At 71.7% G+C, this 24454-nt stretch carries 19 protein-coding genes; 8 read left to right on the forward strand and 11 right to left on the reverse strand.

Going from position 1 to position 24454, the window contains the following annotated elements:
* The first annotated feature begins 222 nt into the window (after nucleotides 1–222).
* Genes bioB through ACWCHM_RS19070 form a run of 3 tightly spaced genes read left to right on the forward strand, consistent with a single transcriptional unit; the run spans nucleotide 223 to nucleotide 1981 of the window.
* Nucleotides 223–1218, forward strand: a complete 996-nt coding sequence (gene bioB, locus ACWCHM_RS19060) for a biotin synthase BioB (protein WP_204957106.1) — start codon at nucleotides 223–225, stop codon at nucleotides 1216–1218.
* A 4-nt stretch (nucleotides 1219–1222) separates the two neighbouring features.
* Nucleotides 1223–1471, forward strand: a complete 249-nt coding sequence (bsaP, locus tag ACWCHM_RS19065; protein WP_454219252.1) for a biotin synthase auxiliary protein BsaP — start codon at nucleotides 1223–1225, stop codon at nucleotides 1469–1471.
* Nucleotides 1472–1474: 3 nt separating this feature from the next.
* Nucleotides 1475–1981 carry a GNAT family N-acetyltransferase gene (locus tag ACWCHM_RS19070; protein ID WP_454219253.1) on the forward strand — a complete coding sequence of 169 codons (507 nt, stop codon included), beginning with the start codon at nucleotides 1475–1477 and terminating at the stop codon, nucleotides 1979–1981.
* 71 nt (nucleotides 1982–2052) lie between these two features.
* Here ACWCHM_RS19070 and ACWCHM_RS19075 read toward each other — a convergent pair whose 3' ends face one another.
* Both ACWCHM_RS19075 and ACWCHM_RS19080 read right to left on the reverse strand, forming a co-directional pair.
* Entirely contained in the window at nucleotides 2053–4530 is a 2478-nt protein-coding gene (locus ACWCHM_RS19075; protein ID WP_204957104.1) for a non-reducing end alpha-L-arabinofuranosidase family hydrolase, read from the reverse strand.
* Between the two features lie 209 nt (nucleotides 4531–4739).
* Nucleotides 4740–7715: a glycoside hydrolase family 9 protein gene (locus ACWCHM_RS19080; protein ID WP_454219254.1), complete on the reverse strand. Its 2976-nt coding sequence runs from the start codon at nucleotides 7713–7715 to the stop codon at nucleotides 4740–4742.
* 239 nt (nucleotides 7716–7954) lie between these two features.
* Here ACWCHM_RS19080 and ACWCHM_RS19085 point away from each other — a divergent pair, with 239 nt between their 5' ends.
* A complete protein-coding gene (locus ACWCHM_RS19085; RefSeq protein WP_421489014.1) occupies nucleotides 7955–8359 on the forward strand; it encodes a VOC family protein in 405 nt (134 codons plus the stop codon).
* 254 nt (nucleotides 8360–8613) lie between these two features.
* Here ACWCHM_RS19085 and ACWCHM_RS19090 read toward each other — a convergent pair whose 3' ends face one another.
* Together ACWCHM_RS19090 and ACWCHM_RS19095 are read right to left on the reverse strand one after the other, a co-directional pair.
* A complete protein-coding gene (locus tag ACWCHM_RS19090; protein WP_204957101.1) occupies nucleotides 8614–9738 on the reverse strand; it encodes a GNAT family N-acetyltransferase in 1125 nt (374 codons plus the stop codon).
* Between the two features lie 89 nt (nucleotides 9739–9827).
* A complete protein-coding gene (locus ACWCHM_RS19095) occupies nucleotides 9828–10529 on the reverse strand; it encodes an ACT domain-containing protein (protein WP_204957099.1) in 702 nt (233 codons plus the stop codon).
* A gap of 152 nt (nucleotides 10530–10681) precedes the next feature.
* Here ACWCHM_RS19095 and ACWCHM_RS19100 point away from each other — a divergent pair, with 152 nt between their 5' ends.
* Both ACWCHM_RS19100 and ACWCHM_RS19105 read left to right on the forward strand, forming a co-directional pair.
* Nucleotides 10682–11767 (forward strand): phosphotransferase family protein, encoded by a 1086-nt coding sequence (locus ACWCHM_RS19100; protein WP_454219256.1) that lies wholly within the window; start codon nucleotides 10682–10684, stop codon nucleotides 11765–11767.
* Nucleotides 11767–12978, forward strand: a complete 1212-nt coding sequence (locus ACWCHM_RS19105) for an acyl-CoA dehydrogenase family protein (RefSeq protein WP_281899475.1) — start codon at nucleotides 11767–11769, stop codon at nucleotides 12976–12978. The genes ACWCHM_RS19100 and ACWCHM_RS19105 overlap by 1 nt, the downstream gene beginning before the upstream one ends.
* Nucleotides 12979–13068: 90 nt before the next feature.
* On the opposite strand, the gene ACWCHM_RS19110 is transcribed toward ACWCHM_RS19105, so the two are convergent.
* From ACWCHM_RS19110 to ACWCHM_RS19135, 6 genes are all read right to left on the reverse strand, one after another.
* Complete coding sequence (locus tag ACWCHM_RS19110) at nucleotides 13069–14115, reverse strand: LacI family DNA-binding transcriptional regulator (protein ID WP_145918565.1); 1047 nt, start codon at nucleotides 14113–14115, stop codon at nucleotides 13069–13071.
* A 91-nt stretch (nucleotides 14116–14206) separates the two neighbouring features.
* Nucleotides 14207–15640 (reverse strand): GH1 family beta-glucosidase, encoded by a 1434-nt coding sequence (locus ACWCHM_RS19115; protein ID WP_204957094.1) that lies wholly within the window; start codon nucleotides 15638–15640, stop codon nucleotides 14207–14209.
* Complete coding sequence (locus ACWCHM_RS19120) at nucleotides 15637–16479, reverse strand: carbohydrate ABC transporter permease (protein ID WP_204924033.1); 843 nt, start codon at nucleotides 16477–16479, stop codon at nucleotides 15637–15639. Before ACWCHM_RS19120 ends, ACWCHM_RS19115 begins: the two co-directional genes overlap by 4 nt.
* A 10-nt stretch (nucleotides 16480–16489) precedes the next feature.
* Nucleotides 16490–17458 carry a carbohydrate ABC transporter permease gene (locus ACWCHM_RS19125; RefSeq protein WP_204924032.1) on the reverse strand — a complete coding sequence of 323 codons (969 nt, stop codon included), beginning with the start codon at nucleotides 17456–17458 and terminating at the stop codon, nucleotides 16490–16492.
* 118 nt (nucleotides 17459–17576) lie between these two features.
* Entirely contained in the window at nucleotides 17577–18869 is a 1293-nt protein-coding gene (locus ACWCHM_RS19130; protein WP_204957093.1) for an ABC transporter substrate-binding protein, read from the reverse strand.
* 250 nt (nucleotides 18870–19119) lie between these two features.
* Nucleotides 19120–19665 carry a plasmid pRiA4b ORF-3 family protein gene (locus tag ACWCHM_RS19135; RefSeq protein WP_281899483.1) on the reverse strand — a complete coding sequence of 182 codons (546 nt, stop codon included), beginning with the start codon at nucleotides 19663–19665 and terminating at the stop codon, nucleotides 19120–19122.
* 150 nt (nucleotides 19666–19815) lie between these two features.
* Here ACWCHM_RS19135 and ACWCHM_RS19140 point away from each other — a divergent pair, with 150 nt between their 5' ends.
* Nucleotides 19816–20601: a pyrimidine reductase family protein gene (locus tag ACWCHM_RS19140; RefSeq protein WP_421489015.1), complete on the forward strand. Its 786-nt coding sequence runs from the start codon at nucleotides 19816–19818 to the stop codon at nucleotides 20599–20601.
* 107 nt (nucleotides 20602–20708) lie between these two features.
* Here the strand turns inward: ACWCHM_RS19140 and ACWCHM_RS19145 are convergent, their stop codons facing one another.
* Nucleotides 20709–22244 (reverse strand): M4 family metallopeptidase, encoded by a 1536-nt coding sequence (locus tag ACWCHM_RS19145; protein WP_204957088.1) that lies wholly within the window; start codon nucleotides 22242–22244, stop codon nucleotides 20709–20711.
* 443 nt (nucleotides 22245–22687) lie between these two features.
* On the opposite strand from ACWCHM_RS19145, the gene ACWCHM_RS19150 reads away from it, so the two are divergent.
* The gene (locus ACWCHM_RS19150; protein ID WP_281899487.1) at nucleotides 22688–24448 is read left to right on the forward strand and encodes an ATP-binding protein; all 1761 of its coding nucleotides are present in this window, start codon (nucleotides 22688–22690) and stop codon (nucleotides 24446–24448) included.
* The last annotated feature ends 6 nt before the right edge of the window (nucleotides 24449–24454 follow it).

Genomic DNA, 24454 nt, shown 5'->3' on the forward strand with positions numbered 1-24454 from the left:
CGACCTGACACCGCTGCCGCCCGGTCGCCGGGGTGCCCGACGACCGGCCCGTGCCGGTGGGTGACGGCGTTGCCGCCGTCGGGCGAAATTACCATCCGCCGGGCCGGCACCGGCGTGGCGGCGGGCCCGCCGTACCGCCACGCGGAAGGGGGCGGCCGGGATGGCCGGGGGCCGTCGGCTCGGGCGTTTCCCGGCCCGCTGCGGCCTTGTAGGGTACGAGCCATGCCAGAGATCCTCGACCAGGCCCGGACCCAGGTGCTGGGCGACGGCGTCGGCCTCGACCAGGCCGGTGTCCTCGCGGTGCTGACCCTGCCCGACGAGCACCTCACCGCCGCCCTCCAGCTCGCCCACGAGGTGCGGATGCGGTGGTGCGGCCCGGAGGTCGAGGTCGAGGGGATCGTCTCGCTGAAGACCGGTGGCTGCCCGGAGGACTGCCACTTCTGTTCGCAGTCCGGCCTGTTCACCTCGCCGGTCCGGTCGGTCTGGCTGGACATCCCGTCACTGGTCGAGGCGGCGAAGCAGACGGCGGCGACCGGGGCGAGCGAGTTCTGCATCGTGGCCGCCGTGCGCGGCCCCGACGACCGGCTGATGAAGCAGATGCGCGAGGGGGTCGCCGCGATCCGCGCGGCGGTCGACATCCAGGTCGCCGCGTCGCTGGGCATGCTCAGCCAGGAGCAGGTCGACGACCTGGTCGAGATGGGCGTGCACCGCTACAACCACAACCTGGAGACCTGCCGCTCGTACTTCCCGAACGTGGTCACCACGCACTCGTGGGAGGAGCGTTGGGAGACCCTGCGGATGGTCCGCGAATCCGGCATGGAGGTCTGCTGCGGGGGCATCCTCGGCCTCGGCGAGACCGTCGAGCAGCGCGCCGAGTTCGCCGCGCAGCTCGCCGAGCTGGACCCGCACGAGGTGCCGCTGAACTTCCTCAACCCGCGTCCGGGCACGCCGCTGGGCGACCGGCCGGTGGTGGAGGGTAAGGACGCGCTGCGGGCCATCGCCGCGTTCCGGCTGGCCATGCCGCGCACCATCCTGCGGTACGCGGGCGGCCGGGAGATCACCCTCGGTGACCTGGGCACCCGGGACGGCCTGCTGGGCGGGATCAACGCGGTGATCGTCGGCAACTACCTGACCACGCTGGGACGGCCGGCGACCGACGACCTGAAGCTGCTCGACGAGCTGAAGATGCCGGTCAAGGCGCTCTCCGCCACCCTGTGAGGTGATGATGACCGACGCGGGTGACCCGACCGCCGGCGGCCGTACGGCGGAGTCCGCCGTGCTGACGTCGGCCGCGACCTGGTGCGACCGCTGTGGTGCGGACGCCACGGCGGGCCCGCACCCGGGTTGCGCGGCGGCCCGGGTGCTGGAGCCGCCCCGCTACTGCGGGCACTGCCGCCGGCGGATGAAGGTGCAGGTGCTGCCGGTCGGCTGGTCGGCGGTCTGCGTCGAGCACGGCGAGCGGCGGGGCTGACAGGTGCTGCGCGGTCGGACGGTCACGCTGCGCCCGGTGACGGAGGCGGACGTGCCGGCCCTGGCCGCGATCCGGGCCACCCCGGAGGTGCGCCGCTGGTGGCGCGGCGGCGACGACCTGGCCGCATCGGTACGGGCCGACCTGGCCGACGACACGGTGACGGTCTACGTCGTCGAGCACGCGGGCCGGCTGGTCGGGGCGATCCAGTGGTACGCCGAGACCGACCCGGACTACCGCCACGCCAGCCTGGACGTCTTCCTCGACCCGGCGGTACGCGGCAACGGGCTGGGCGGGCACGCGGTCCGCACCCTGGTCCGGCACCTGGTCGACGAGTACGGCCACCACCGGTTCACCGTCGACCCGGCGGCGGCGAACACGGCGGCGATCCGGGCGTACGCGAAGGTGGGGTTCCGGCCGGTGGGCGTCATGCGGCGGTACGAGCGGGGTGCGGACGGACGCTGGCACGACGCGCTGCTGATGGACCTGCTCGCCGAGGAACTGGCCGGCTGAAACCGGGCGGGGCGTGCCCGGCACCCTCAGGTGCCGGACACGCCCCGGTCGTTGCGCGTGCGAAGGTGCGCCTAGCGCTGGAGGGTGAGGACACCCGGCCGCCACGGCAGCAGGTTGTAGTCGGTGTTCGCGTTCGGGTCCTTGCCCTGGTAGAGCAGTTGCAGGTTGCAGGCGTCGATGGTCTTGGTCTGGTCGGGGTTGGTGCGGACCAGGTCACCGTGGCTGATGTCGTTGGTCCACGTGGCGCCGCTGTTGGCCTTGCCGGCGAAGGGGTTGCTCTCGCTGGTGGCCTGCGGCGTCCACGAGCCGCCCAGGCTGGTGGAGGTGAAGGAGCGGAAGTAGCGCTGCCCCTGGCTGCCGATCGCCTCGACGATCATCAGGTACTGGTTCTGGCCCTGCACCTTGTAGACCTCGACGCCCTCGAACAGGTTGTTCGTCGAGTCGGTCATGATCGTCGTGTAGCTCGACCCGAAGCTGCCCGGGAAGTTCCCCAGCGGCATGCTCGACCGGTAGATCTTGCCGTTGTCCCCGGCGAAGAACAGGTACATGTTCTGGTCGTCACCGATCAGGGTCTGGTCGATCACGCCGTAGGGGGCGTCCGGGAGGGTGGCGGTGGACAGCGTCTGCGCCGAGGACCAGCCGTTGGCGTTGGTCGGGTCGCTCGACGTCTTGTAGCTGAACGAGGTCGGCCCCCACTGGTACGCCAGCACCCAGATGTTCTTCGGGGCGAAGTACAGCAGGGTGGGCGCGACGGTGCCCTGGCTCATCCCGTTCTGGCTGGCCGAGGCCATGTCGGACCAGTTGGTGAACGTGCCGAAGTTCATCGAGCTGTACTGGCCGCTGCTGTTGACGTACGAGCCGTAGACCAGGTGCTTGCCGTTGTAGACGACGTTGGTGAAGTCCTTGAGCGAGACCCAGCCGTTCTTCGGGCTGGTCAGCGCGCCGGTCGACGACCACCGGTAGGTCGACGGGAGCGCGCAGCCGCCCGACGGCGGGGGCGTGGTGGTCGGCGGCGGCGTGGTCACCGGCGGGGTGGTCGGCGGCGGGGTGCTGCCCCCGAAATCGGTGCGCCACTGCTGGTTGGTCTGCCCGTGGCAGTCGTACAGCTGGACCTGCTGGCCGTTGCCGGTGCCCCAGACGTCCAGGCAGCGCCCGGACTGCACGCCGCTGATGGTGCCGTTGGCGTTGATGTTCCACTGCTGGTTGGCCCCGCTGTTGCAGTCCCAGATGATGATCCCGGTGCCGTTGGCGGTGCCCGCGCCGTTGGCGTCCAGGCACTTGGTGCCGTAGACCTGCAACTGCTTGCCGCTGGTGTACGTCCACTGCTGGTTGGACTGGCCGTGGCAGTCGTAGAGCTGCACCCGGGTGCCGTTGGTCTGGGTGGCGTTCGGCACGTCGATGCACCGGTTCGACGCCACGCCGACGATCCGTCCGGCGCCGCCGCTCGGCGGCGGGGTCGTGGTGGGCGGGGGCGTGGTGGGCGGGCCCGTGGTCGGCCCGGAGGTCGGCGGGGCCGCGTTGAGCGCGTTGAGGACCGAGTTGTACGCGGCCTTCTTGTTGCCGCCGCTGTCGAAGAGCAGCGGGCTCTCGTTGGAGCGCCAGGAGTCGCTGTCGCGTACGCCCCACACGGTGATGCCGATGCAGCGCGGCACGTTCAGGCAGGCCTGGGTGAGCCCGGCGTACTGGGTGGTGGAGGAGTTCGTGACGTCGACCTCGGTCAGCGCCACGTCCACCCCGAGGGCGGCGAAGCTGGACAGCGTGGTCTGGAAGTTGCTCGGCAGGGAGCTGCCGCCGGTGAAGTGGGTCTGCAGGCCGACGCAGTCGATCGGCACGCCCCGGGACTTGAAGTCCTGGATCATGCGGTAGACGCCCTGCGTCTTGCCGTACGACCAGTTCTCGATGTTGTAGTCGTTGTAGCAGAGCTTCACCGACGGGTCGGCGGCCCGCGCGGTGCGGAAGGCCACCTCGATCCAGTCGTTGCCGGTGCCCTGGAGGTTCGACGACCGGCGGCTGCCGTCCTCGTTGAACGCCTCGTTCACCACGTCCCAGGCGGCGAGCTTGCCCTTGTAGTGGCCCATCACGCCGTTGATGTGGTCGATCATCGCCTGGCGCAGGTTGCTGCCGCTCAGGCTCTGCATCCACGGCGGCTGCTGCGCGTGCCAGGCCAGGGTGTGCCCTCGGACCTTCAGGCCGCGCTGGGTCGCCCAGTTGTAGATCTGGTCACCGGAGGTGAAGTTGAACTGGCCCCGCTGGGGCTGGGTTGCCTCCGGCTTCATCTCGTTCTCGGCCGTGATCATGTTGAACTCGCGGCCGGCGATCGTGGTGTAGTTCGAGTCGCCGAGCCGGCCCCCCGCGATCGCCGTGCCGAAGTACCGGCCCGACTGCGCGGCGGCCGCGCCCAACGTGGTCGCGGCGGCATTCGCCGACGGCATCATCACCGCGACGGCGGCCACCGTCACGACGCTGACCGCGCCGGCGAGCAGCGCCCGGACGGCTGGTGGTCGCCGTCGCCGACTCCCGCCGTGATGAACGGATGGGCTCATTGCCATCGTGGCCTCCTTGCTGGCCCGCACCCGGACCGTCGGGGCGGGACGGCCGGGCGTCGCGGTTGTTAAATCTAGTGCCGTCGATGTTTCCATCACGCACCGGTCAGAACAAAGATGTTTCGGAAAAGTTTCGGAACATTTTTTGCCGGGGCCCACCCGACGCGACGTGGCCGGTCACCGCAGGTGCGGTGCCGGCCACGCCACGTCGACGATCAGGAGACCGTGCAGGCCGCCCCGTTGAGCGTGAAGCTCGTCGGCTTCGGGTTGCTGCCGGTGTGGGTGCCGTTGAACCCGATGCTGGTGGACGCACCGGGGGCGAGCGCCCCGTTGTAGCTCATGCTGGTCGCGGTCACCGCCGTACCGGTCTGGGCGAACGTCGCCGACCAGCCCTGGCCGACCTTCTGCCCGCTGCTCGGGAAGGTGAAGGCCAGACTCCAGCCGGTGAGCGCGGTCGTGCCGGTGTTGGTGATGCTGATGCTCGCGGTGAAGCCGTTGGTCCAGTCGCTGGTGGTGTAGCCGACCTTGCACGACGAGGCGGGCAGGGTCGGGGTCGGGGTCGGGGTGGAGGTCGGCGTCGGGGTCGGCGTCGAGGTCCCCGGCAGGGTCTGCACGGTGACGGTCTTCGACGGGGTCGACGGGTTGCCGGCGGCGTCCACCGCCACCACGTAGAACCCGTACGACGTGTCGGGGGTCAGCCCGTTGACCTGGAGGGTGGTACCGGAGCCCGTGGCGACGACGAGGTGGGCCGGCCAGGAGGTCTTGTAGACCCGGTAGCCGGTGACCCCGACGTTGTCGGTGGACGGCGTCCAGCTCAGGGTCACCCCGTTCGCGCTGATGTTCGACGCGGTCGGGGTGCCGGGCGGGGTCGGCCCGCTGGTGTCCGAACCGGTGCCGGCCGGGGTGGCCACCGCGAGCGGCGACGACCACAACGAGCTGTTGCCGGCGCCGTCGCGGGCCAGCACCGAGAACCGGTAGTTGCTGGCGGGCGAGAGCGTGGTCAGGGTCAGGCTGTTGGTGGTGGTGCGGAAGGAGGAACGCACGTCACTGCCGACCGGCTCCATGGCGACGTCGTAGCCGGCCAGGCCGCTGCCACCGGTGTCGGTGGAGGCGGGCCAGGTCAGCGTCATGCCGGTGGGGGTGACCGCCGAGGCGACCGGGGTGCCGGGGACGGTGGGCGGGGTGGTGTCCGTCGGCGTCGAGGTCGGCTCGTCACCCCAGACCCGGGTGGTCCCGGCGTACAGCGGCACCTTCGGGTTCGGGCCGGCGGTGGCCTGGTACGACGGGTCGTTGGTCGGATCCCAGGTGCCGCCCTCCGGTACGCCGATCTTGAACTGCACCTCCATCCGGTGCTGCGACTGACCGGCCGGGGCGATCGTGGAGCCGGTGCAGTCCACCTCGACGTACCAGATGTCGCCGGAGAGCTGCTTGGCGGTCGACGGCGACGGGCAGCCCTGGGTGTAGCCGGGGGTGACCTGCACGGCGGTGCTGCCCTCGGGGCGGAAGTAGTAGCGGAACTTCCCGTTGGTCAGCGCCCGCGCCGGGAACGCCGACTTGTTGTAGATGACCGCCTTGAGCCCGGTGGCCCGGGGCTCGGCCTGCATCACCGTGGTCTCCACGGTCAGCTCGGCGATGTCCGGGGTCTCCGCGGTCGGGAAGTTGGCGAGCGGGGTGCCGCCGTACTCCTGGGAGAGCCGGGCCAGGGCGGAGGTGAAACCGGCGTTGTAGTCGGTGGCGACCTCGTTCATCACGTAGTCCGACCGGCTGTCGGTGTAGGCGTCGTTGGCCGCCGACGGGCCGCCGACCAGCGCACCGTAGAGCACGTGCCGGGTCTCCACCGGCACCGTCTGGCTGTCCCACCAGGAACCGTGCGCGGTGCGGTGGTGCGGGTTCTTCGGCGCGTTGGCACCGAACCCGATCATGTAGCTGGACTTGCGCGGGTTGTCACCGAGCGCGTAGTTGACCTGCCGGACCGCGAAGTCGTGGAACCGGGCCTTGCGGGTGGCGTCGGTGGTCTTGTCGCTGTAGACCAGCGCGGCGAAGCTGGTGTTCGCGGCGTACCGCAGCGCGCCCCAGGAGTCGAGGACGGCCATCCCACCCGGCGAGTAGGGCACCTTCTGGCCGTTGACGCCGACCGTCCAGTAGTCGAGCCACCGGTTGGCGTCGTCGACGTACTTCTGCTTACCGGTCAGGTTGGCCAGCAGCACGTACGCCCCGAACTGCTTGTTGTCCCAGGCGAGCGTCCACTTGTAGGACCGGGTGGTGGACTGCGGCTCGGTGCCGAGCTTGTCGTACTCGCTCTCGGCCTTGGCCAGGTAGGCGGCGTCACCGGTGGCCCGGTGCAGCCAGATCGCGCCCCAGACCAGTTCGTCCTGGTAGCCGCTCCACGACTTGTAGAAGCTGGTCGCGTCGGTGATGCACTCGTGGTAGCTCTTGCGCACCGTGTCGGCGAACGTGTAGAGCTGCTTGGCGTGGGTGAGCAGCTTGTCGGCGTAGGCGGCGTCGGTGGGCCGGAAGACCATCGACGACGCGGCCATCGCCGCCGCCGTCTCCCCCGCCAGGTCCGCCCCGCCACAGCTCGCATCGATCTTGTACGCGGGCCGCGCCATCGGCAGCACCTCGGCCGGACCCCACCACTTGTGGTCGTCGTCGCCCTTGCCGACCTGCCCGTAGAGCACGTTCGCCGAGGGGTGCGCCTTGATGAAGTAGTCGTTGACGAAGCGCAGGTTGTTCAGCAGCGGGGTGAGCTGCCCGGCGGCGACGTACCCGTCGCGGTACTCGACCGCGCCCCAGGCGAGCATGGTGGCGCTGAACGCCATCGGGAAGCCGAACTTCACGTGGTCACCGGCGTCGTACCAGCCACCGGTGAGATCCACGCCGACGTCCGCGCCGTCGGTGAGCGCGGAGTCGCCCCGCCAGGAGACCCGGTTCCAGGACGGCTTCTTGCCGGACTGCTGCGCCTCGTAGAACAGCAGCGACTTCTGCAACGCCTCGGGGTAGTTGAACATGCCGGTGCCGGCGGCCTCGGCGGCCTCGGCGCGCCCGGCAACGGTGGGGGCGGCCCCGGCGGTGAGCGGCAGGGCGCTGATGGCGAGGGCAAGCCCGCTGGTCAGGGCGGCACCGGCGGCGAGCAGGCGGCGGAGCCGGGGCCGGCCCGCGCCCGACCGGCCGGGCCGGTTCGGGTGCTGCATGCGGAACTCCTGTCGATGGTGCCTTCCGGCGACGCCCACCGGACGCGGGGACGGGGGCGTCGCGGGTGGTGGGCGTCGCCGGAGGCGGGTGGTGGTGAGTGGACCGGGGAGTCGCGGGAGCGCTCCCATGGATGTGCGCCAATGTAATCGTTCGGTCATCGGTTTGTGAAGGGGCCAACCCCGACGACACCGGAAGAAGCTCCCCGGACACCGCCGCCCGACCGGACTAGCCTTGATCGATGTCGATGATCGAACAGGTGTCACTCGGCGTGACCGACGACCGGCGCGCCGGCCGGTTCTGGGCCGGGGCCCTCGGCTACGCCCGCCGGCCACCCCGTTACCCCGGCGACGGCTGGATCGTGCTGGAACCGCCGCCCGGCAGCACCGGGGTGGCCCTGGCGATGGACATCAGCGTCAGCCCGGTGACGGACCATCCCCGCATCCACCTCGACCTGCACGCGGGAGACCGGGACCTCGACGACGAGGTCGACCGGCTGTGCGATCTGGGTGCCGAACGGGTCGACTGGCCGCACTACCCCACCGAGCCCGAACCCGGCCAACTGCCGTACGTCGTCCTCGCCGACACCGAGGGCAACCGGTTCTGCGTCTCCGGGCACCGCCGGGCCGGCGTCTTCTTCGGCTGACCGCCGCCCCTGCCGACGCACCCACCGGCCGCGCACCGCCGGCCCGCCGGCGGCGGCCCGGCCACCCGGCCACGACCGGCCCGGACCTGCCGCCCGGGACCTGCCTCGACGCGCCGCCCGGAACCGGCCCGGACATGGGCAGGGCCCCCGCACCGGGGGCCCTGCCTGTACACCGTCCTCCGCATCGGAGTTCGGCCACGCACCGGAAGGAAGCCCCCGCCCGGTGCCACACGGGTCGTCTCGGTGATCGGTCGTCAGCAGACCCCGCCGGTCGCGCTCGTCCGCCGGGGGCCGATCACGGCAGCACCGGGCCGACCCGCCCCGTCGGCGACCGGGCCGTCGCCCACCGGGGCGGCCAACGCGACGGTCACGGTGAGCAGGCTGCCGTCCCGCTCGATCGGCGCGGACCGGCCCAGCCGGGCGACCGTACGCACCATCGGCGTGTTCTCCGCCTGGGTGTGCAGGACCAGCGCCGCGAACCCGGCCCGCTCGGCGTGCGCGAGCAACCGGCGCAGCAGCGCGGTGCCCAGCCCACGCCGCTGCCAGTCGTCCCGCACCAGCAGCGCCGCCTCCGCCTCGTCGCCCTCGGCGAGCAGGTTGGCCAGCGCGACGACCGACTCCGCCGCCCCGTCGGAGCCGGTCGTCGTGGCCACCAGGGTCAGCCCCCGGGCCGGTTCCAGCAACCGGCGCAGCCGGGCCGGCGAGGGCAGCGCCGCCCCGCTGAGATACCGCCGCTGCCGGCTGGTCGCCGAACAGCGCTCGTGCAGGTCGACCACGCCCGCCAGGTCGTCGGCGGTCGCCGGCCGGACGGTCAGCTCCGCCCCGTCGGGCAGCACCAGGACCACCCGGTCGGCCTCCCGCCGAGCCACCGCCGCCGCCAACTCGACGAGCGCCTGTGCCCGCGCGTACTCCGCCGGGGTGAAGCTGGGCGCCTGCCGGCGCAGTTCGTACGAGCCGCCGGTCGGATCGGTCAGCAGCATGGTCGTGGTGCCCACCGCGTCGTGCCCGGCGGCAGCCGTCGGCCGCCAGGTCACCTCGTCCGCGCCGAGCGTGATCCGGAGCACCTCGCCTGCCAGTTCCGGGTCACCGACCAGCCGGGTGGCCAGCCCGAGCACCCGGGTCGGCTGGTCGGCCAGGCCCCGCGCCTCGCTGCGGGCGACCCAGCAGTCCCGGCCCCGGCCGCGTTCGACGGCGGCGATCAGGTCCGCCTCGTCGAGGGTGTCCGGCGCGTCGACGAGGAAGTCGTCCACCGCGCCGACCTCGGTGGTGTGCACCTGCACGGTGAGGATGTTGACCCCCCGCAACGCGAGACTCGCGGTGAGGACCGACAGGTATCCCGGCCGGTCGTCCACGGTCGCGCGAACCCGCCACAGCGCCATGTCCACTCCTTTCCCCACCACGAAGCCTGCCCGCGGCCTGTTGCCGTGGCGTTGCCCGGTGGTGTCGCACCGGCAACCGTCCGCCCAGGTCAGGTGACGGTGGTCACCGACTTCGGGCCGACCAGGTCGAGCCGGTCACCGAGGATCACCGCGCTGGCCCGGACGAGCTGGGCGAGCCGGTCCACCTCGGTGGCGTGGAACCCGGCGGCGGTCAGCGGCTCGGTGTGGTCCCGCGCGACCACCAGCACCAGCCCGGCCCGGCCGAACGGCGCGATCGCGTAGTGCGTGCCGTCGGCCATGGTCAGGGTGCGGGCCCGCAGCGGGGTCACCTCGGGCAGCCGGGGCGGCTCGGGCGCGCGCCAGCTGGCGTGCCCGACGGTCGCCGTCCCCGCACCGGCCCGCGAGGCCCAGTCCACCGGCACGACGGCCGCCACCGCCCAGTCCGCCGCGAGCAGCCCGGGCACCGCGTCGACCAGGGTGGCCACCCCGTCGGTGGGGTTCGCCGCCACCTGGGCGAGCAGTTCGGCGTCCTGACCGGTGGTGGTCGGCGCGCCGATCGCCCGCCACACCCCGTCGACGCGTACCCCCGGGATGGCGGCGAGGCCCGCGAGTAGGCCCTCGACCCGGGCGGCACCGGGCCAGACCACGGTGAAGTCGTCAACCGCCCGGCCGCCGAGCCGTTCCAGCACCACGACCTGGACGATGTCCGCCCCGGAGACGCCGAGCGTGCGGGCCACCTGGCCGAGTGTCCCGGGTCGGTCCGGCAGGGTCACCCGAACTCTCAGCAACATGTCTGTCCCTCCGCTCGGCGGGCCGACCGCACACGGCCGGCAGGCTGGTCCCCAGCCTGCCGGTTGACCATTTCGCCCCTGTTGCCGTGGCATGTCCCGGGCGGAAAATCGCTGACCTTGACAACCCGGCTGACCTGCCATCAACTATGCGGATGACCGAGCCGGCCGTCGACGCGTCCCACGACGGCGGAGCCCCCGGCGACCGGCCGCCCCCCGGGCTGGATCTCGACCGGTTGGCCGGGTGGCTGGCCCTGCACCACCCGGAGCTGGCCGGCGGGCCGCTGCGGGCCAGCCTGATCACCGGCGGCAAGTCCAACCTGACCTACCTGCTGCACGGTGCCGGGCGCGAGCTGGTGCTGCGCCGCCCACCGCTGGGGCACGTGCTGGCCACCGCGCACGACATGGCCCGCGAGCACCAGGTGATCGCCGCGCTCGCGCCGACCGCCGTGCCGGTGCCCGGGGTGGTGCTGCTCTGCACCGACCCGGCGGTGATCGGGGCCCCCTTCTACCTGATGCAGCGGGTGCCGGGCGAGGTGCTGCGCACCCGGGCCCAGACCGACCCGCTCACCGACGGGCAACGCCGTGACCTGGCCTGGGCGATGATGGACACCCTCGCCGCGCTGCACACCGTCGACCCGGCCGCGGTCGGGCTGGCCGACTTCGGCCGACCGCAGGGCTACCTCGGCCGGCAGGTACGACGCTGGGCCGGCCAGCTCGACCGGTCCCGCAGCCGGGAGCTGCCCGGGGTGGACGAGCTGCGCGACGCGCTGGCCGCCTCGGTGCCCGAGGGGGTGAACGCCGGCCGGATCGTGCACGGCGACTACCGGCTGGACAACCTGCTCACCACGGTCGACCCGGTGTCGGTGCGGGCGGTGCTGGACTGGGAGATGGCCACCCTCGGTGACCCGCTGGCCGACCTCGGGCTGCTGCTGACGTATTGGGACGTGCTCGGCGACAGCGACCTCGCCGAGGGCAACCCGGTCGCCGACGGGCTCGGCCCACGCGCCGGCTTCCCCACCGGCGGCGAGCTGATCGCCAGGTACGCCGAGCGCAGCGGCGTCGACGTGGGGCCGCTGCACTGGCACCTGGCCCTCGGCTGTTTCAAGCTCGCGGTGATCTGCGAGGGCATCCACTACCGGCACACCCTGGGGCAGACCCTCGGCGGTGGGTTCGACCGGATCGGCGACATGGTGACGCCGCTGGTGGAGCACGGTCTGCGCGCGGTCAGGGGGAACTGATGGACTTCGACTACGACGCCCGTACCGTCGAGCTGCGGGAGCGGCTCGGCGCGTTCCTCGACGAGTGCGTCCTGCCGGCCGAGGCGGTGCACGCGGCGCAGGTCACGGCGGCGGGTGACCCGTGGTCGCGGTCCCCGGTGCTCGACGAGCTGAAGGTCGAGGCGCGACGGCGCGGCCTGTGGAACCTCTTCCTGCCCGATCCGCGCTACGGTGCCGGACTGACCAACCTCCAGTACGCTCCGCTCGCCGAGCTGACCGGGCGCAGCCCACACCTGGCCCCCGAGGCGGTCAACTGCGCCGCCCCGGACACCGGCAACATGGAGCTGCTCGCCGAGTTCGGCACCGGGGCGCAACGCGACAGGTGGCTCACCCCGCTGTTGGCCGGCGAGATCCGCTCGGCGTTCTGCATGACCGAGCCCGAGGTGGCCTCCTCCGACGCCACCAACATCGCCACCCGGATCGTCCGCGACGGCGACCACTACGTGATCAACGGGCGCAAGTGGTGGTCGTCCGGGGCGATGGACCCCCGGTGCGAGCTGTTCATCGTGATGGGCAAGACCGACCCGGACGCCGACCGGCACCGCCAGCAGAGCATGGTGCTGGTGCCCCGGGACACCCCCGGGGTGCACGTCCGCCGGGGCATGACGGTCTTCGGCTACACCGACGCCCCGCACGGCGGGCACGCCGAGATCGACTTCGTCGACGTCCGGGTGCCGGCGGAGAACCTGGTCGGTGCGGAGGGGACCGGGTTCGCCATCGCCCAGGCCCGGCTCGGGCCCGGCCGCATCCACCACTGCATGCGCCTGGTCGGGATGGCCGAGCGGGCCCTGGAGCTGCTCTGCCGCCGGGCCAACCAGCGGATCGCGTTCGGCCGGCCGCTCGCCGAGCAGGGCGTGGTCCGGGAGTGGATCGCCGAATCCCGGGTACGGATCGAGCAGGCCCGGCTGCTGGTGCTCAAGACCGCCTGGCTGATGGACACCGTCGGCAACAGGGGCGCGCACACCGAGATCCAGGCCATCAAGATCGCCACGCCGGCGATGGCCGAGTGGGTGATCGACAAGGCGATCCAGGGGTACGGCGGCGCCGGGGTCAGTCAGGACACCCCGCTCGCCGGGCTCTGGGCCCAGGCCCGCACCCTGCGGCTCGCCGACGGCCCGGACGAGGTGCACCGCGCGTCGCTGGCCAGGCGGGAACTGCGCCGCTGGTCCTGAACCTGGGCCGTTGGTCCTGAGCCGGGGCCACCGGCGCGTCAGGCCACCCGGCGGCGGGCCGGAGGTGGAGGTCGGAGCTGTCGAAGCGTTTCAGGTGGAGGCACGCTGGATGAGTTCGGTGTCCAGCAGGATGTGCGGGGTGGGGATCTCGTCACCCCGGATCCGGGCCACCAGCAGCCGGGCCATCTGCCGGCCCATCTCCTCCACCGGCTGGAAGACCGTGGTCAACGGCGGGTCGGCCTGCTGGGCGACGGGTGAGTCGTCGAACCCGATGATCGCCACGTCCTCGGGCACCCGCCGGCCCGCCTCGCGCAGCGTCCGCAGCGCGCCGAACGCCATCAGGTCGGAGGCGACGAAGACCGCGTCCAGTTCGGGGCAGGCGTCCAGCAGCCGACGCATGCACGCCGCGCCGCTGCCCTCGCTGAAGTCCCCGTAGGCGATCATGCGGGGGTCGAGCATCCCGACCGTCGACTCCACCGCCTCCCGGTAGCCGACCAGGCGGGCCAGGCCGGCGCCCATGTCCTGCGGGCCGGCGATGGTGGCGATCCGGCGGCGGCCCTGCCGGGCCAGGTGCTGCACCGCGTTGCGGGCGCCACCGACGTTGTCGACGTCGACGAACCAGGACGGCCGTGCCCCGGGGCGCAGCATCCGGGCCGGCCGGCCGCCGAGCACGGTGGGCAGGTCGCGCTCCTCCAGCAGGGTGGGCAGCGGGTCGGAGTCGTGCAGCGACAGCAGCAGGACCCCGTCGACGTGCTGGTTGGTCAGGTGGTTCTCGACCCGTTCCCGTTCGATCGGGGACTGCACCATGGCGAGCCAGAGTTGCAGCGGCGTCTCCAGCAGGCCGGAGCTCACGCCCCGGACGATGCCGGCGAAGAACGGCTCGGTGAAGACCCGCTCCCCCGACTCGGAGACCACCAGGGCCACCGAGTCGGTCCGCTGGGTGACCAGTGCCCGTGCCGCCCGGTTCGGGACGTACCCCAGCTCGGCGATGGCCTGTTGGACGGCGGCCCGGGCCTCCGGGCTGACCTGGGGTGAGCCGTTGACCACCCGGGAGACCGTGCCCCGCCCGACACCCGCGCGGGCGGCGACCGCGTCGAGGGTCGGGCGCCCGAGTGACCGGGTGCGTTGCGTTGTCATCGTCTCTCCTCCGACGTCGGACGGTCCCCGCCGTCCGCCCCCGGGGGCGGGCGGCGCGGCGGGGCCGTCCGGAATGCTGGCTGGCCTCTGCCTATTGTGCGGCCAGACCGTTGCGTCGGATCACCTCGGCGTACCACCTGGCGCTGGACTTGGGGATACGGGCCTGGGTGTCGTAGTCGATCCAGATCATCCCGAAGCGCTTGGTGTAACCCCAGGCCCACTCGAAATTATCCATCAGCGACCACGCGAAGTAGCCCCGCAGGGGCACCCCGGCCGCGATCGCCTCGTGTGAGGCCCGCAGGTGGGCGTCGAAGTAGGCCAACCGGTCGACGTCGTCGACCCGACCGTCCTGGACGGTGTCGACGAACGCCGAGCCGTTCTCGGTGACGTAGAGCGGCAGGTCGGTGTACTCCTCGTGGACCCGCCGCAGCGTCTCCACCAGGCCCGGGGCGTCGATCTCCCAGTCCATGTCGGTGACCGGGACGCCCCGGGTGACGAACCGCACGTCCTCGCTGCCCGGCCAGCAGGACGGCGCCCGCCAGTACTTCTCCGGCTCCTCGCCGGCGACCGGCGCGGCCACCACGTGCCGGCTGTAGTAGTTGATCCCGACCAGGTCCAGCGGAGTGGAGATGATCTCCAGATCGCCGTCGCGGACGTGTCCGAAATCGGTCACCTCGGCCAGGTCGGCGGTCAGGTCCGCCGGGTACGACCCGCGCAGCAGCGGGTCGAGGAAGAACCGGTTGGCCAACCCGTCGATCCGGCGGGCGGCGTCGACGTCGTCCGGGGCGTCGGTGGCCGGGGTCACCGGGTAGAGGTTGACCGTGACCCCGAGCTGGGCCTGCGGCAGCTTCGCCCGCAGGGCCTGCACGGCGAGCCCGTGACCGAGCATGAGGTGGTGCCCGGCCCGGACCGAGTCCGCCCCGTCGGAGCGCCCGGGGGCGTGCGCCCCGGAGCCGTAGCCGAGGAACGCCGAGCACCACGGCTCGTTGAGCGTGGTCCAGTACTTCACCCGGTCGCCGACGGCGTCCGCGACCAGGGACGCGTAGTCGGCGAACCGACCGGCGGTGTCCCGGACCGGCCAGCCGCCCGCGTCCTCCAGCGGCTGGGGCAGGTCCCAGTGGTAGAGGGTGAGCCACGGCTCGATGCCGTTGGCCAGCAGCTCGTCGACCAGCCGCCGGTAGAAGTCCAGGCCCTCCTGGTTGGCACCGCCGGTGCCGCCGGGCTGCACCCGCGGCCAGGAGACCGAGAACCGGTACGACTTGAGGCCCAGCTCCGCCATCAACCGGACGTCGTCGGACATCCGGTGGTAGTGGTCGCAGGCCACGTCCCCGGTGTGCCCGGAGACCACCCGCCCCTCGGTGTGACTGAACGTGTCCCAGATCGACGGGGTCCGGCCGCCCTCGGCGGCGGCCCCCTCGATCTGGTACGCGGCGGTCGCCGCGCCCCACAGGAAGCCGGGCGGGAAGGTCAGTTCCGGCCCCTGGTCGAGTACGCCGACAGCGGGCGGGTGGGTCGGGTTGCTCACGACTTGACGGCGCCTTCCATGATGCCGCCGATGATCTGGCGGCCGAACACGATGAACACGATCACCAGCGGCACGGTGCCGATGGCGGTCGCGGCGAACACCTGCGAGTAGTCGGTGTAGTAGGCGTACGACAGGAACGCCAGCGACACCTGCAGGGTCGGGTTCTCGGGGGTGAGCACGGCGTACGGCCAGAGGTAGGAGTTCCAGGTCTCCATGAAGGTGAGCAGGCCGAGCACGGCCGCGGCGGGGCGCAACGCCGGCAGCACGATGTTCCAGAAGATCCGGAAGGTGCTGGCGCCGTCGACCCGGCCCGCCTCGATCAGCTCGTCGGAGATGGCCTGGATGGCGTACTGCCGCATCATGAACACGCCGAACGCGCTGACCAGGAAGGGCACGGTCACCGCGTAGAGGGTGTCGTACCAGCCGAGGTCCTGGATCATGCCCCAGAGCGGGATCAGGCCGAGCTGGGTCGGGATCATCATGGTCACGATGATCGTCAGCAGCAGGGCGTTGCGGCCCCGGAACCGCAGCTTGGCGAAGGCGAAGCCGGCCAGCGAGCCGGTGATCACCACCGAGACGGTCACCACCGCGGAGACGATCACCGAGTTGAGCAGACCGGTCAGGAAGTTCGCCGCGTCGTTGTCGAGCACCCGGCCGAAGTTCGCGCCGAACTCGCCGGCCGGGGTGAACGGCGGCGGTACGTCGTTGATCTGGTCGAGGCTACGGGTGGCGATGACCACCATGTAGTAGAACGGGTAGACCGAGAAGAGCACCGCGACGACGAGCGCGATGTAGAGCAGCGGACTGGTGCGCCAGAGGCGCTGGGATGCCTTGTTCACGGCGCGGTCCTCACTTCACCGAACGGCGGACGAGCAGGAAGTTCACCAGCGAGACCAGGGCGATCATGACGAACATGGCCCAGGCCACCGCTGCGCCGTAGCCGGCGGAGCTGAGGTTCTCGATACCGAGCTCGTACATGTACATCGCCAGGGTCTGGAACTCGCGCTGGTCGCCACCGATGATGTTGCCGTTGCCGAAGACCAGCGGCTCGGTGAAGAGCTGGAGCCCACCGATGGTGGACAGGGTGACCACGAAGACGAAGGTGGGGGTCAGCATCGGCAGGGTGATCCGCCAGAACTGCTTCCACTGGTTCGCGCCGTCGATCGCGGCGGCCTCGTAGAGGTCCTTCGGGATGGCCTGCATGCCGGCCAGCAGGATCAGCGTGTTGTAGCCGGTCCACCGCCAGTTGACCATGGAGGCGATGGCCGTCCAGGAGCTCCACTTCTGGGCGTCCCAGTCGACCGCGTCAACGCCGACCAGGCTGAGCACCCAGTTGATCAGACCGAAGTCGCGCTGGAAGAGCATCCCGAAGACGATCGCCACCGCGGCGACGGAGACCACGTTGGGCATGAAGATGGCCATCCGGAACAGCGTCCGGGCCCGCAGGAAGGTGCGGTTGAGCATGGTGGCCAGGAACAGCGCCAGGAGCAACTGGGGGATCGTCGACAGGATGAAGATGCCGAACGTGTTGATCGTGGCGTTCCAGAAGTACTCGTCGGTGAACAGCCGGGTGTAGTTGTCGAACCCGATGAAGCTGTGGTCGCCGATGAGGTCCCAGTCGTGCAGCGACATCCACGCGGTACGCAGCATCGGGTAGAACCCGAAGATGCCGAAGATCACGAAGAACGGCGCGATGTAGAGGTAGGGCGAGAGCTTCAGGTCGAGGCGGTTCAGGGTGATCGCCCGGCTGCGCCGCCGGGGAGGTGTGGGGGGTGGGGCGCTGGGCGACGGCGGCGCCGTCGTGGCCGAGAGGCTCATGCGGGGTCCTTTCCCGGCTCCGGCGGGGCCGGTGAGGCGGGCGGTACGTGGAACGGGGGGACGCCATTGGTGGCGCCCGGGACATGCCCGGACGCCACCGCCGGTGGTGGTGCAGTGATCAGAAGGCGCCCTGGGTCTTGGCGTCCTTGAGGAACTGCTCCCAGGCCTTGTCCTTGGGGGACTGCCCGTTCTCGTACGAGCGCAGGGCCGGCTCGAACGCGTTCTCCTTGATCGCCTGGTGCTTCGGGCCGAGGTGCAGCGGCTGGATCTTCTCGACGCTCTCACCGAAGATCTTGCCGGTCGGCGCGCCGCTGAAGTACTCGTTGGTGAAGCTGGTGAACTCCGGGTTCTTCAGCGCCTCGAGGTTGGTCGGCAGCGGGCCCTTGAGCTTGAACGCCTCGACCTGGCTCTTCGCGTTGGTCAGGTACTCGGCGAGCTTGGCCGCCTCCTTGGGGTACTTGCTCTGGGAGGGCACGGCCAGCCAGGAGCCGCCCCAGTTGCCCGCGCCGCCGGGAACCGGCGCCAGGTCCCACTTGCCCTTGTTCTCCGGGCCGGAGTTGTCGGCGACGATACCGAGCATCCACGACGGGCAGAAGGTGGCCGCGAAGGTGCCCTGCTTGAAGCCGGCCGACCACTCGGGCGACCAGGTGGCGCTCTTGGCGGAGATCTTCGCGTCGGACATCGCGACGGCGGTGTCCCACGCGGTCTTCACCGCGGCGCTCTTGTCGGCGATGACGTTGTCCTCCTTGTCGTAGAACAGGTCACCGCCCTGCTGCACCATGACCGCGCTGGCGGCGGTGGTGGCCGAGTCGATCAGGCCCTTGTTGGTGGCCGCGCGGTACTTCTTGCCGGTCTCGATGAAGGCGTTCCAGTCCGGCCAGAGCGCCGCCACCTGGTCGCGCTCGGTCGGCAGACCGGCAGCGGCGAACAGGTCCTTGCGGTAGCAGACGCCGAGGCTGCCGACGTCGGTGGGCAGGCCGATGAGCCGCCCGTCCGCCGCCTTGCCCAGCTCCCACTTCCACGGCAGGTATTCCTTGCTGTGGTCGGCGATCAGCGGCGTCAGGTCGGCCCAGTTGGCCGGGTTGGTCTTGAACTCGTTGAGGATGCCCTCTTCGAGCGCGGTGACGTCCGCGGCGCCCTTGCCGGTGGCCAGGGCCCGGACCACCTTCGGCCGGTACTCGTTGAGCTGCGCGGTCTTGCGCAGCTCGACCTTGATGCCGGTGTCCTTCTCGTACTGCTTGACGATCTCGTCGTATCCGAATTCACCGAAGGTGTCGACGACCAGCTTGCTGGGCTTGCCGCCGGCCTCCTTCGGCTCGTCGTCCTTGCCGCAGGCCGCGAGACCGCCGATGGCGGTTACTGCGGCCAGGGCGGCGACCGCGAACCGGGTACGCCGCGTGGTGACGCTCATCCTGACCCCTTTTCGATGGTGAGGCTGGGTGGGTGTGGTGGGGGGTGCTGTCGCACGTCCCGGCCGGTCCGGCGGTAATCGCCGGTCGGTCTGGGATGGTCGCGGGTGATCCGCGCCACGCCCTTGGGAACGCTCCCATGAGATTGCCGGGAGGTGTCGGGGGTGTCAATAGACCGTTGGGAGCGTTCCCAGATCGTTACCAGGTATCGCGTTTATCCCGCTTGACGTGATGACCCGGCGGGACCGCGGATCAGCAGAACCGGCGCAGCAGGGTGCTCGCCCGCCCCGCGTCGAACGCCGCCGGGTCGTGCCCGGGGCCCACCCAGTCCCGCATCGTGACATGCTCCGGGTGGTGCGGATCGGCCAGCGCCGCCAGCAGCAGGAGTTGCCCGGCCGGGCCGCCGACCCCCTCCGGCGGGCAGGCCCGCGCCCCCTGCGGGCAGCTCGGGTAACGCTCGTCCGGGTCGGCCGCGAGGACGTCCTCCACCACCAGCTCGTGCTCCCACCAGTCACCGAAGTCGTAGACGTAGCCGAACCGGCTGCCCTTGCCGACCACCGCGTCCAGCCGGACGTCCAGCTCGTCGCGCACCGCCGGCTCCGCGTCCGGGTCCGGCTCGCCGTACTGCACCCCGTCGATCTCGAACGCGTGCAGGTGGCAGTCCCGCCAACCCATCGCGTGCTGCACCACCCGGTGCAGCCGGTCGAGGGTGTAACCGCCGGGGACCAGCACCCGTCGCCAGACCGACGGGCGGACCCCGGTGAGGGACACCTTCAGCTGGAAGACCTGACGTGACATGTTGCCCCCTCCACCCACCGCATAGGCTGCCGACATGATCTGCCGAGCGTGCCGGCAGCGGCGGCACGACGACTGCCCCGGCCGGAAGTGGTGCGACTGTCAGCACCGTACCCCCGCACCCACCCCTCCGGTCACCGGTCCGGCCGGCGAATGAGCGTCGGAATCCCGATCTGGCGGATCTGGCCCACGCCCGCCGACGGCCCACTGGACGACACCGCGCTGACCGCGCTCTACGCCCGCGCCGACACCCCCCGGCTGCGGGTCAACTTCGTCTCCAGCGCGGACGGCGCGGTCACCCTGGACGGCTACTCCGCCGGCCTCTCCGGCGAGCCGGACAAGCGGGTCTTCGGCCTGCTCCGGATGCTCTGCGACGGGCTGCTGGTGGCCGCCGGCACGATGCGGCACGAGGGGTACCGGGCGGTGCGGCTGAACGCGGAACGCCGGGCCTGGCGGCGCGCGCACGGCCTGGCCGAGTACCCGACCCTGACCGTCGTCTCCCGGTCGCTGCGGCTGGACCCGACCCAGGCCGCGTTCGCCGACGCGCCGGTGCGCCCGGTCGTGCTGACCACCGCGACGGCCGTCGCGCCCCCGGGCCTCACCGACGCCGTCGACCTGGTCCGGGTCGGCCGCGACGACGTCGACCTCGCCGCCGGCCTGGCCGCGCTACGCGAGCGGGGGCTCGGCCAGCTGCTCTGCGAGGGCGGCCCGCACCTGTTCGGCGCGCTCACCGCCGCCGACCTCGTCGACGAACTCTGCGTCACCGTCGCCCCGCTGCTGGCCGGGGCCGGCCCGGGGCGGATCACGGCCGGCCCGGGCAGCCCGCCCCGGTCGTTGCCGCTGCGGCACACGCTGGCCGCCGCCGACGGCGTACTCCTGCTGCGGTACGCCCGCGACGCGCCGGGCGTCGGCTCGGCCGGGGCCGCGCCCGCCGGCTGACGTCACCCTCCCGTCGGACACGGCACGGGGCGTGGGCCACCCGGTCGGTGTGCCCACGCCCCGTGTCGAGGACGTCGGGGTCGGCGTGTCGACGCCGGCCCCGGGGATCAGCTGACGCTCACGCCCGACCAGGCGGCGGCGACCGCCTTGTACTCGGCGCTGGTCGCGCCGTACAGGTCGGTCGCGGCCGACAGGGTCGCCGTCCGGGCGCCCTTGTAGTTGGTGGTGGAGGTCATGTAGCGGGTCAGCGCCCGGTACCAGATCGCCCCGGCCTTGGTGTTGCCGATGCCGGCGACCGTGGTGCCGTTGCAGGTGGTGCTGGTGCCGTACGACGAGGTGCCGCTACCCACCGCGAGCAGGTAGAAGAAGTGGTTCGCCACGCCCGAGGAGTAGTGCACGTCCAGGCCGCCGACCGAGCTGCTCCAGCAGTCCGCCGAGTTGCCGTCCTTGGAGGGCTTGTCCATGTAGCGCAGCGGGGTGCCGGTGCTGCGCAGCTTCTCGCCGATCAGGTAGTCGCCCGGGTCCTTGGCGCTGGCCGCGTAGAACTCGACCAGGGTGCCGAAGATGTCGCTGGTGGCCTCGTTGAGGCCGCCCGACTCACCGCTGTAGCGCAGCCCGGCGGTGTTGCTGGTGACGCCGTGGGTCATCTCGTGCCCGGCCACGTCGAGCGAGGTCAGCGGGTACCAGCCGGAGCCGCCGTCGCCGTAGGTCATGCAGAAGCAGGTGTCCTGCCAGAAGGCGTTGGCGTAGTTGCTGCTGTAGTGCACCCGGCTGTACGCGCCGACACCGTCGTTGCGGATGCCGTTGCGGCCGTGCGCGCTCTTGTAGTAGTCCCAGGTCTTCTGCGCGCCGAAGGCGGCGTCGGCGGCGGCGGTCTGCCGGTTGTTCAGGGTGCCGTCGCCGAACACGTTGTTGGTGCTGGCGACCAGGGTGCCCTTGCCGATGGTCCGGCCGTTGAGGTCGTAGGTGCGGTGGTCGCCCCGGGCCGCGTCGGCGAGCTGGTAGGTGCTGCCGGACTGGGTGCTGCCGACCGAGACCGTGCCGGAGTGGAAGGTGTTGCCGGTGCCCTCCCGCTGCACGCCCTCCCACGAGTCGCGGACCGCGCCGGTGGTGGCGTCCACCAGCACGTGCAGCTCGCTCGGGGTGCCGTCGGCGTGGGTGCCGGCCACCACCACCTCGTAGGCGAGGGCGGTCGCGGTCGCACCGGCGTCGAAGACCAGCTGCGCGCCAGCGACCGAGCGGCCGGTGGCGGTGGACGCGGCGAAGGCGATCTTGCCGGCGGCGGCCTCGCTGACCTTGGCCTTCGGGGAACGCTGCGGGGCGCTGGCCAGGCTGTGGGTGGCACCGCGCCAGGAGTCGCCCTTGCCGAGGTGGACGACCACCTCGCCGCCGAGGACGGGCAGACCGTCGGAGTAGCGGTTGAGCCGGACATGCTCGGTGCCGTCGGCGTCGGTCACCACGTTGCGCGGGGTGAACGTCTGGCCGTCGGCGGCGAGGCCGGCACCGGAGTGGGCCTTGAGCTGGGCGACCGCGCGGGTGAACGGGTCGGCGGCGGGCGCGGCGGTGGCCGCGGTGGGCACCGTGACGGCGGTGGCCAGGAGAGCGGCCGTGGCGAGGCCGCTCAGCAGAGGGGTTCGGCGCATGGGGGTTCTGCCTCCACAGGGACAGTCGGGGGGGTGCCGACTGACGATGACCCGACGGTGGTGGACCGCGGGCCGGTCACGTATCCGCAGGTTACGGACGTGACGGCCGGCACCTGAGGAAGAAGATCCTCGATGTCGACTGTGGCTATTCTCAGCCCAACCGGCCGGTTTCTGTCACGCCCTTCGTGAGGGTTTTTTTTCCCCGGATTTCCGCCGGGCCCACCACCTGCGCAAACACCGCCGCCACGCGGAAAAAAGTCGACCGACGGTGAGCGCGCCGTCCCTTGCGGTCACCGAACCGGCGTCGGCGACGGCGGTCGGCCGGGCGTCGACGGCGGCCCGCCGGTGGCGTCCGCCGCGTCGCGTGGCAACCTGTCGCACTCCTCGGGCAGGATGCAGGGCGTGCGCCCTGACCGAGACGACCAGCTGACCGGAGCCCGCGGATGACCGACGACCGGACCGACGGCCGGATCGACAGCCCCGGCGAGCCCGTCGGCCGGGTGCTCGGCACCGCCGACGCCACCCCGTTGCAGTTCTGGACGGCCGTCTCCCCCGGCAGCTACCTCCAGCTCGACGACGTCGTGGTCACCCGGCGCGAGCTGCCCGACCGGGAGCCGGTCACCATCGCCGGGGTGGTCACCCAGGTCCGCGCCCGGCACGAGGGCGCCCAGTTCGAGTCGGACGTCTTCGCCATCGCCGACGGCACCCTCCCGGCCCAGGTGCAGGAGGCCGCCGAGATCACCACCACCCGGGTCGACCCCGAGCTGTACGTGCCGCCCGCGCCCGGAGCCACCGTGCACCGGGCCGAGGGTGACGCCCGCGCCCGCGCGTTGCACTTCGACCGGATGGAACGGCGCATCCCGATGGGGATGGGCCGCGACGGCGTCCCCGTCTATCTCAACGCCGACTTCCTCGACGGCAGCCGGGGCGCGCACGTGTCGATCTCCGGCATCTCCGGGGTGGCCACCAAGACCAGCTTCGCCACCTTCCTGCTCTACTCGGTGTTCCGCTCCGGGGTGCTCGGCGGCGACGCGGTCAACGCCAAGGCGCTGATCTTCAACGTCAAGGGCGAGGACCTGCTCTTCCTCGACCACCCCAACGCCCGGCTCGACGACACCACCCGGGCCGCGTACGCCAGGCTGGGGCTGGCCGCCGGCGCCTTCCCCGACGTGCGGGTGTACGCCCCGCCCCGGGTCGGCGACGCCGCCGGCACCCCCGACGTGAGCAGCCGGCTCACCGGCGTCGACGCGTTCTACTGGACGCTGAGCGAGTTCTGCGCCGACCGCCTCCTGCCGTACGTCTTCGCCGACGCCGACGACGAACGTCAGCAGTACACGATGGTGGTCCACTCGGTCACCGCCCACCTGGCCCGCTACGCCCAGCCCGCCGACGGTGGGGTCAGCGTCGACGGGGTGCGCCTCGGCTCCTACGCCGACCTGGTCGACCACGTCGTCGAGCAGCTCAACGACGACGAGACCCGGGGCGACTGGGCGGGCAGCGCGGTCGGCCTGGGCACGGTCAACGCCTTCGCCCGCCGGCTGATCGGCAGCAAGAAGGACCTCGGCCGGCTGATCCGCGGCGACCTGGCCACCCGCCGCCCACACTCCATCAACACCGCCGAGAGCGCCCAGGTCACCGTCGTCGACCTGCACAACCTGCCGGACCGCGCGCAGCGCTTCGTGGTCGGCGTGACGCTACGCGGCGAGTTCGAACGCAAGGAGAAGGCCGGCACCGCCAAGCCGCTGCTCTTCGTCGTCCTCGACGAGCTGAACAAGTACGCCCCCCGCGAGGGCTCCTCCCCGATCAAGGAGGTGCTGCTCGACATCGCCGAGCGGGGCCGCTCGCTCGGAGTGATCCTGGTCGGCGCCCAGCAGACGGCGAGCGAGGTCGAACGGCGGATCGTCACCAACTCGGCGATCCGGGTGGTGGGCCGGCTCGACCCGGCCGAGGCGTCCCGCCCGGAGTACGGCTTCCTCCCGCCGGCCCAGCGGCAACGCGCCCTGCTGGCCAAGCCGGGCACCATGTTCGTCAACCAGCCCGACATCCCGGTCCCGCTGTGCCTGGAGTTCCCCTTCCCGGCGTGGGCCACCCGGGTCTCCGAGGCCGGCCGGGCCCCGTCGGAGACGCTGCGCTCGATCACCGGCTCGGTCGACCCGTTCGCCGTGGTCGGCTCGGGCGGCGTCGACGACGACATCCCGTTCTAGGGAGCT

This window comes from Micromonospora sp. SCSIO 07396 (assembly GCF_053667945.1).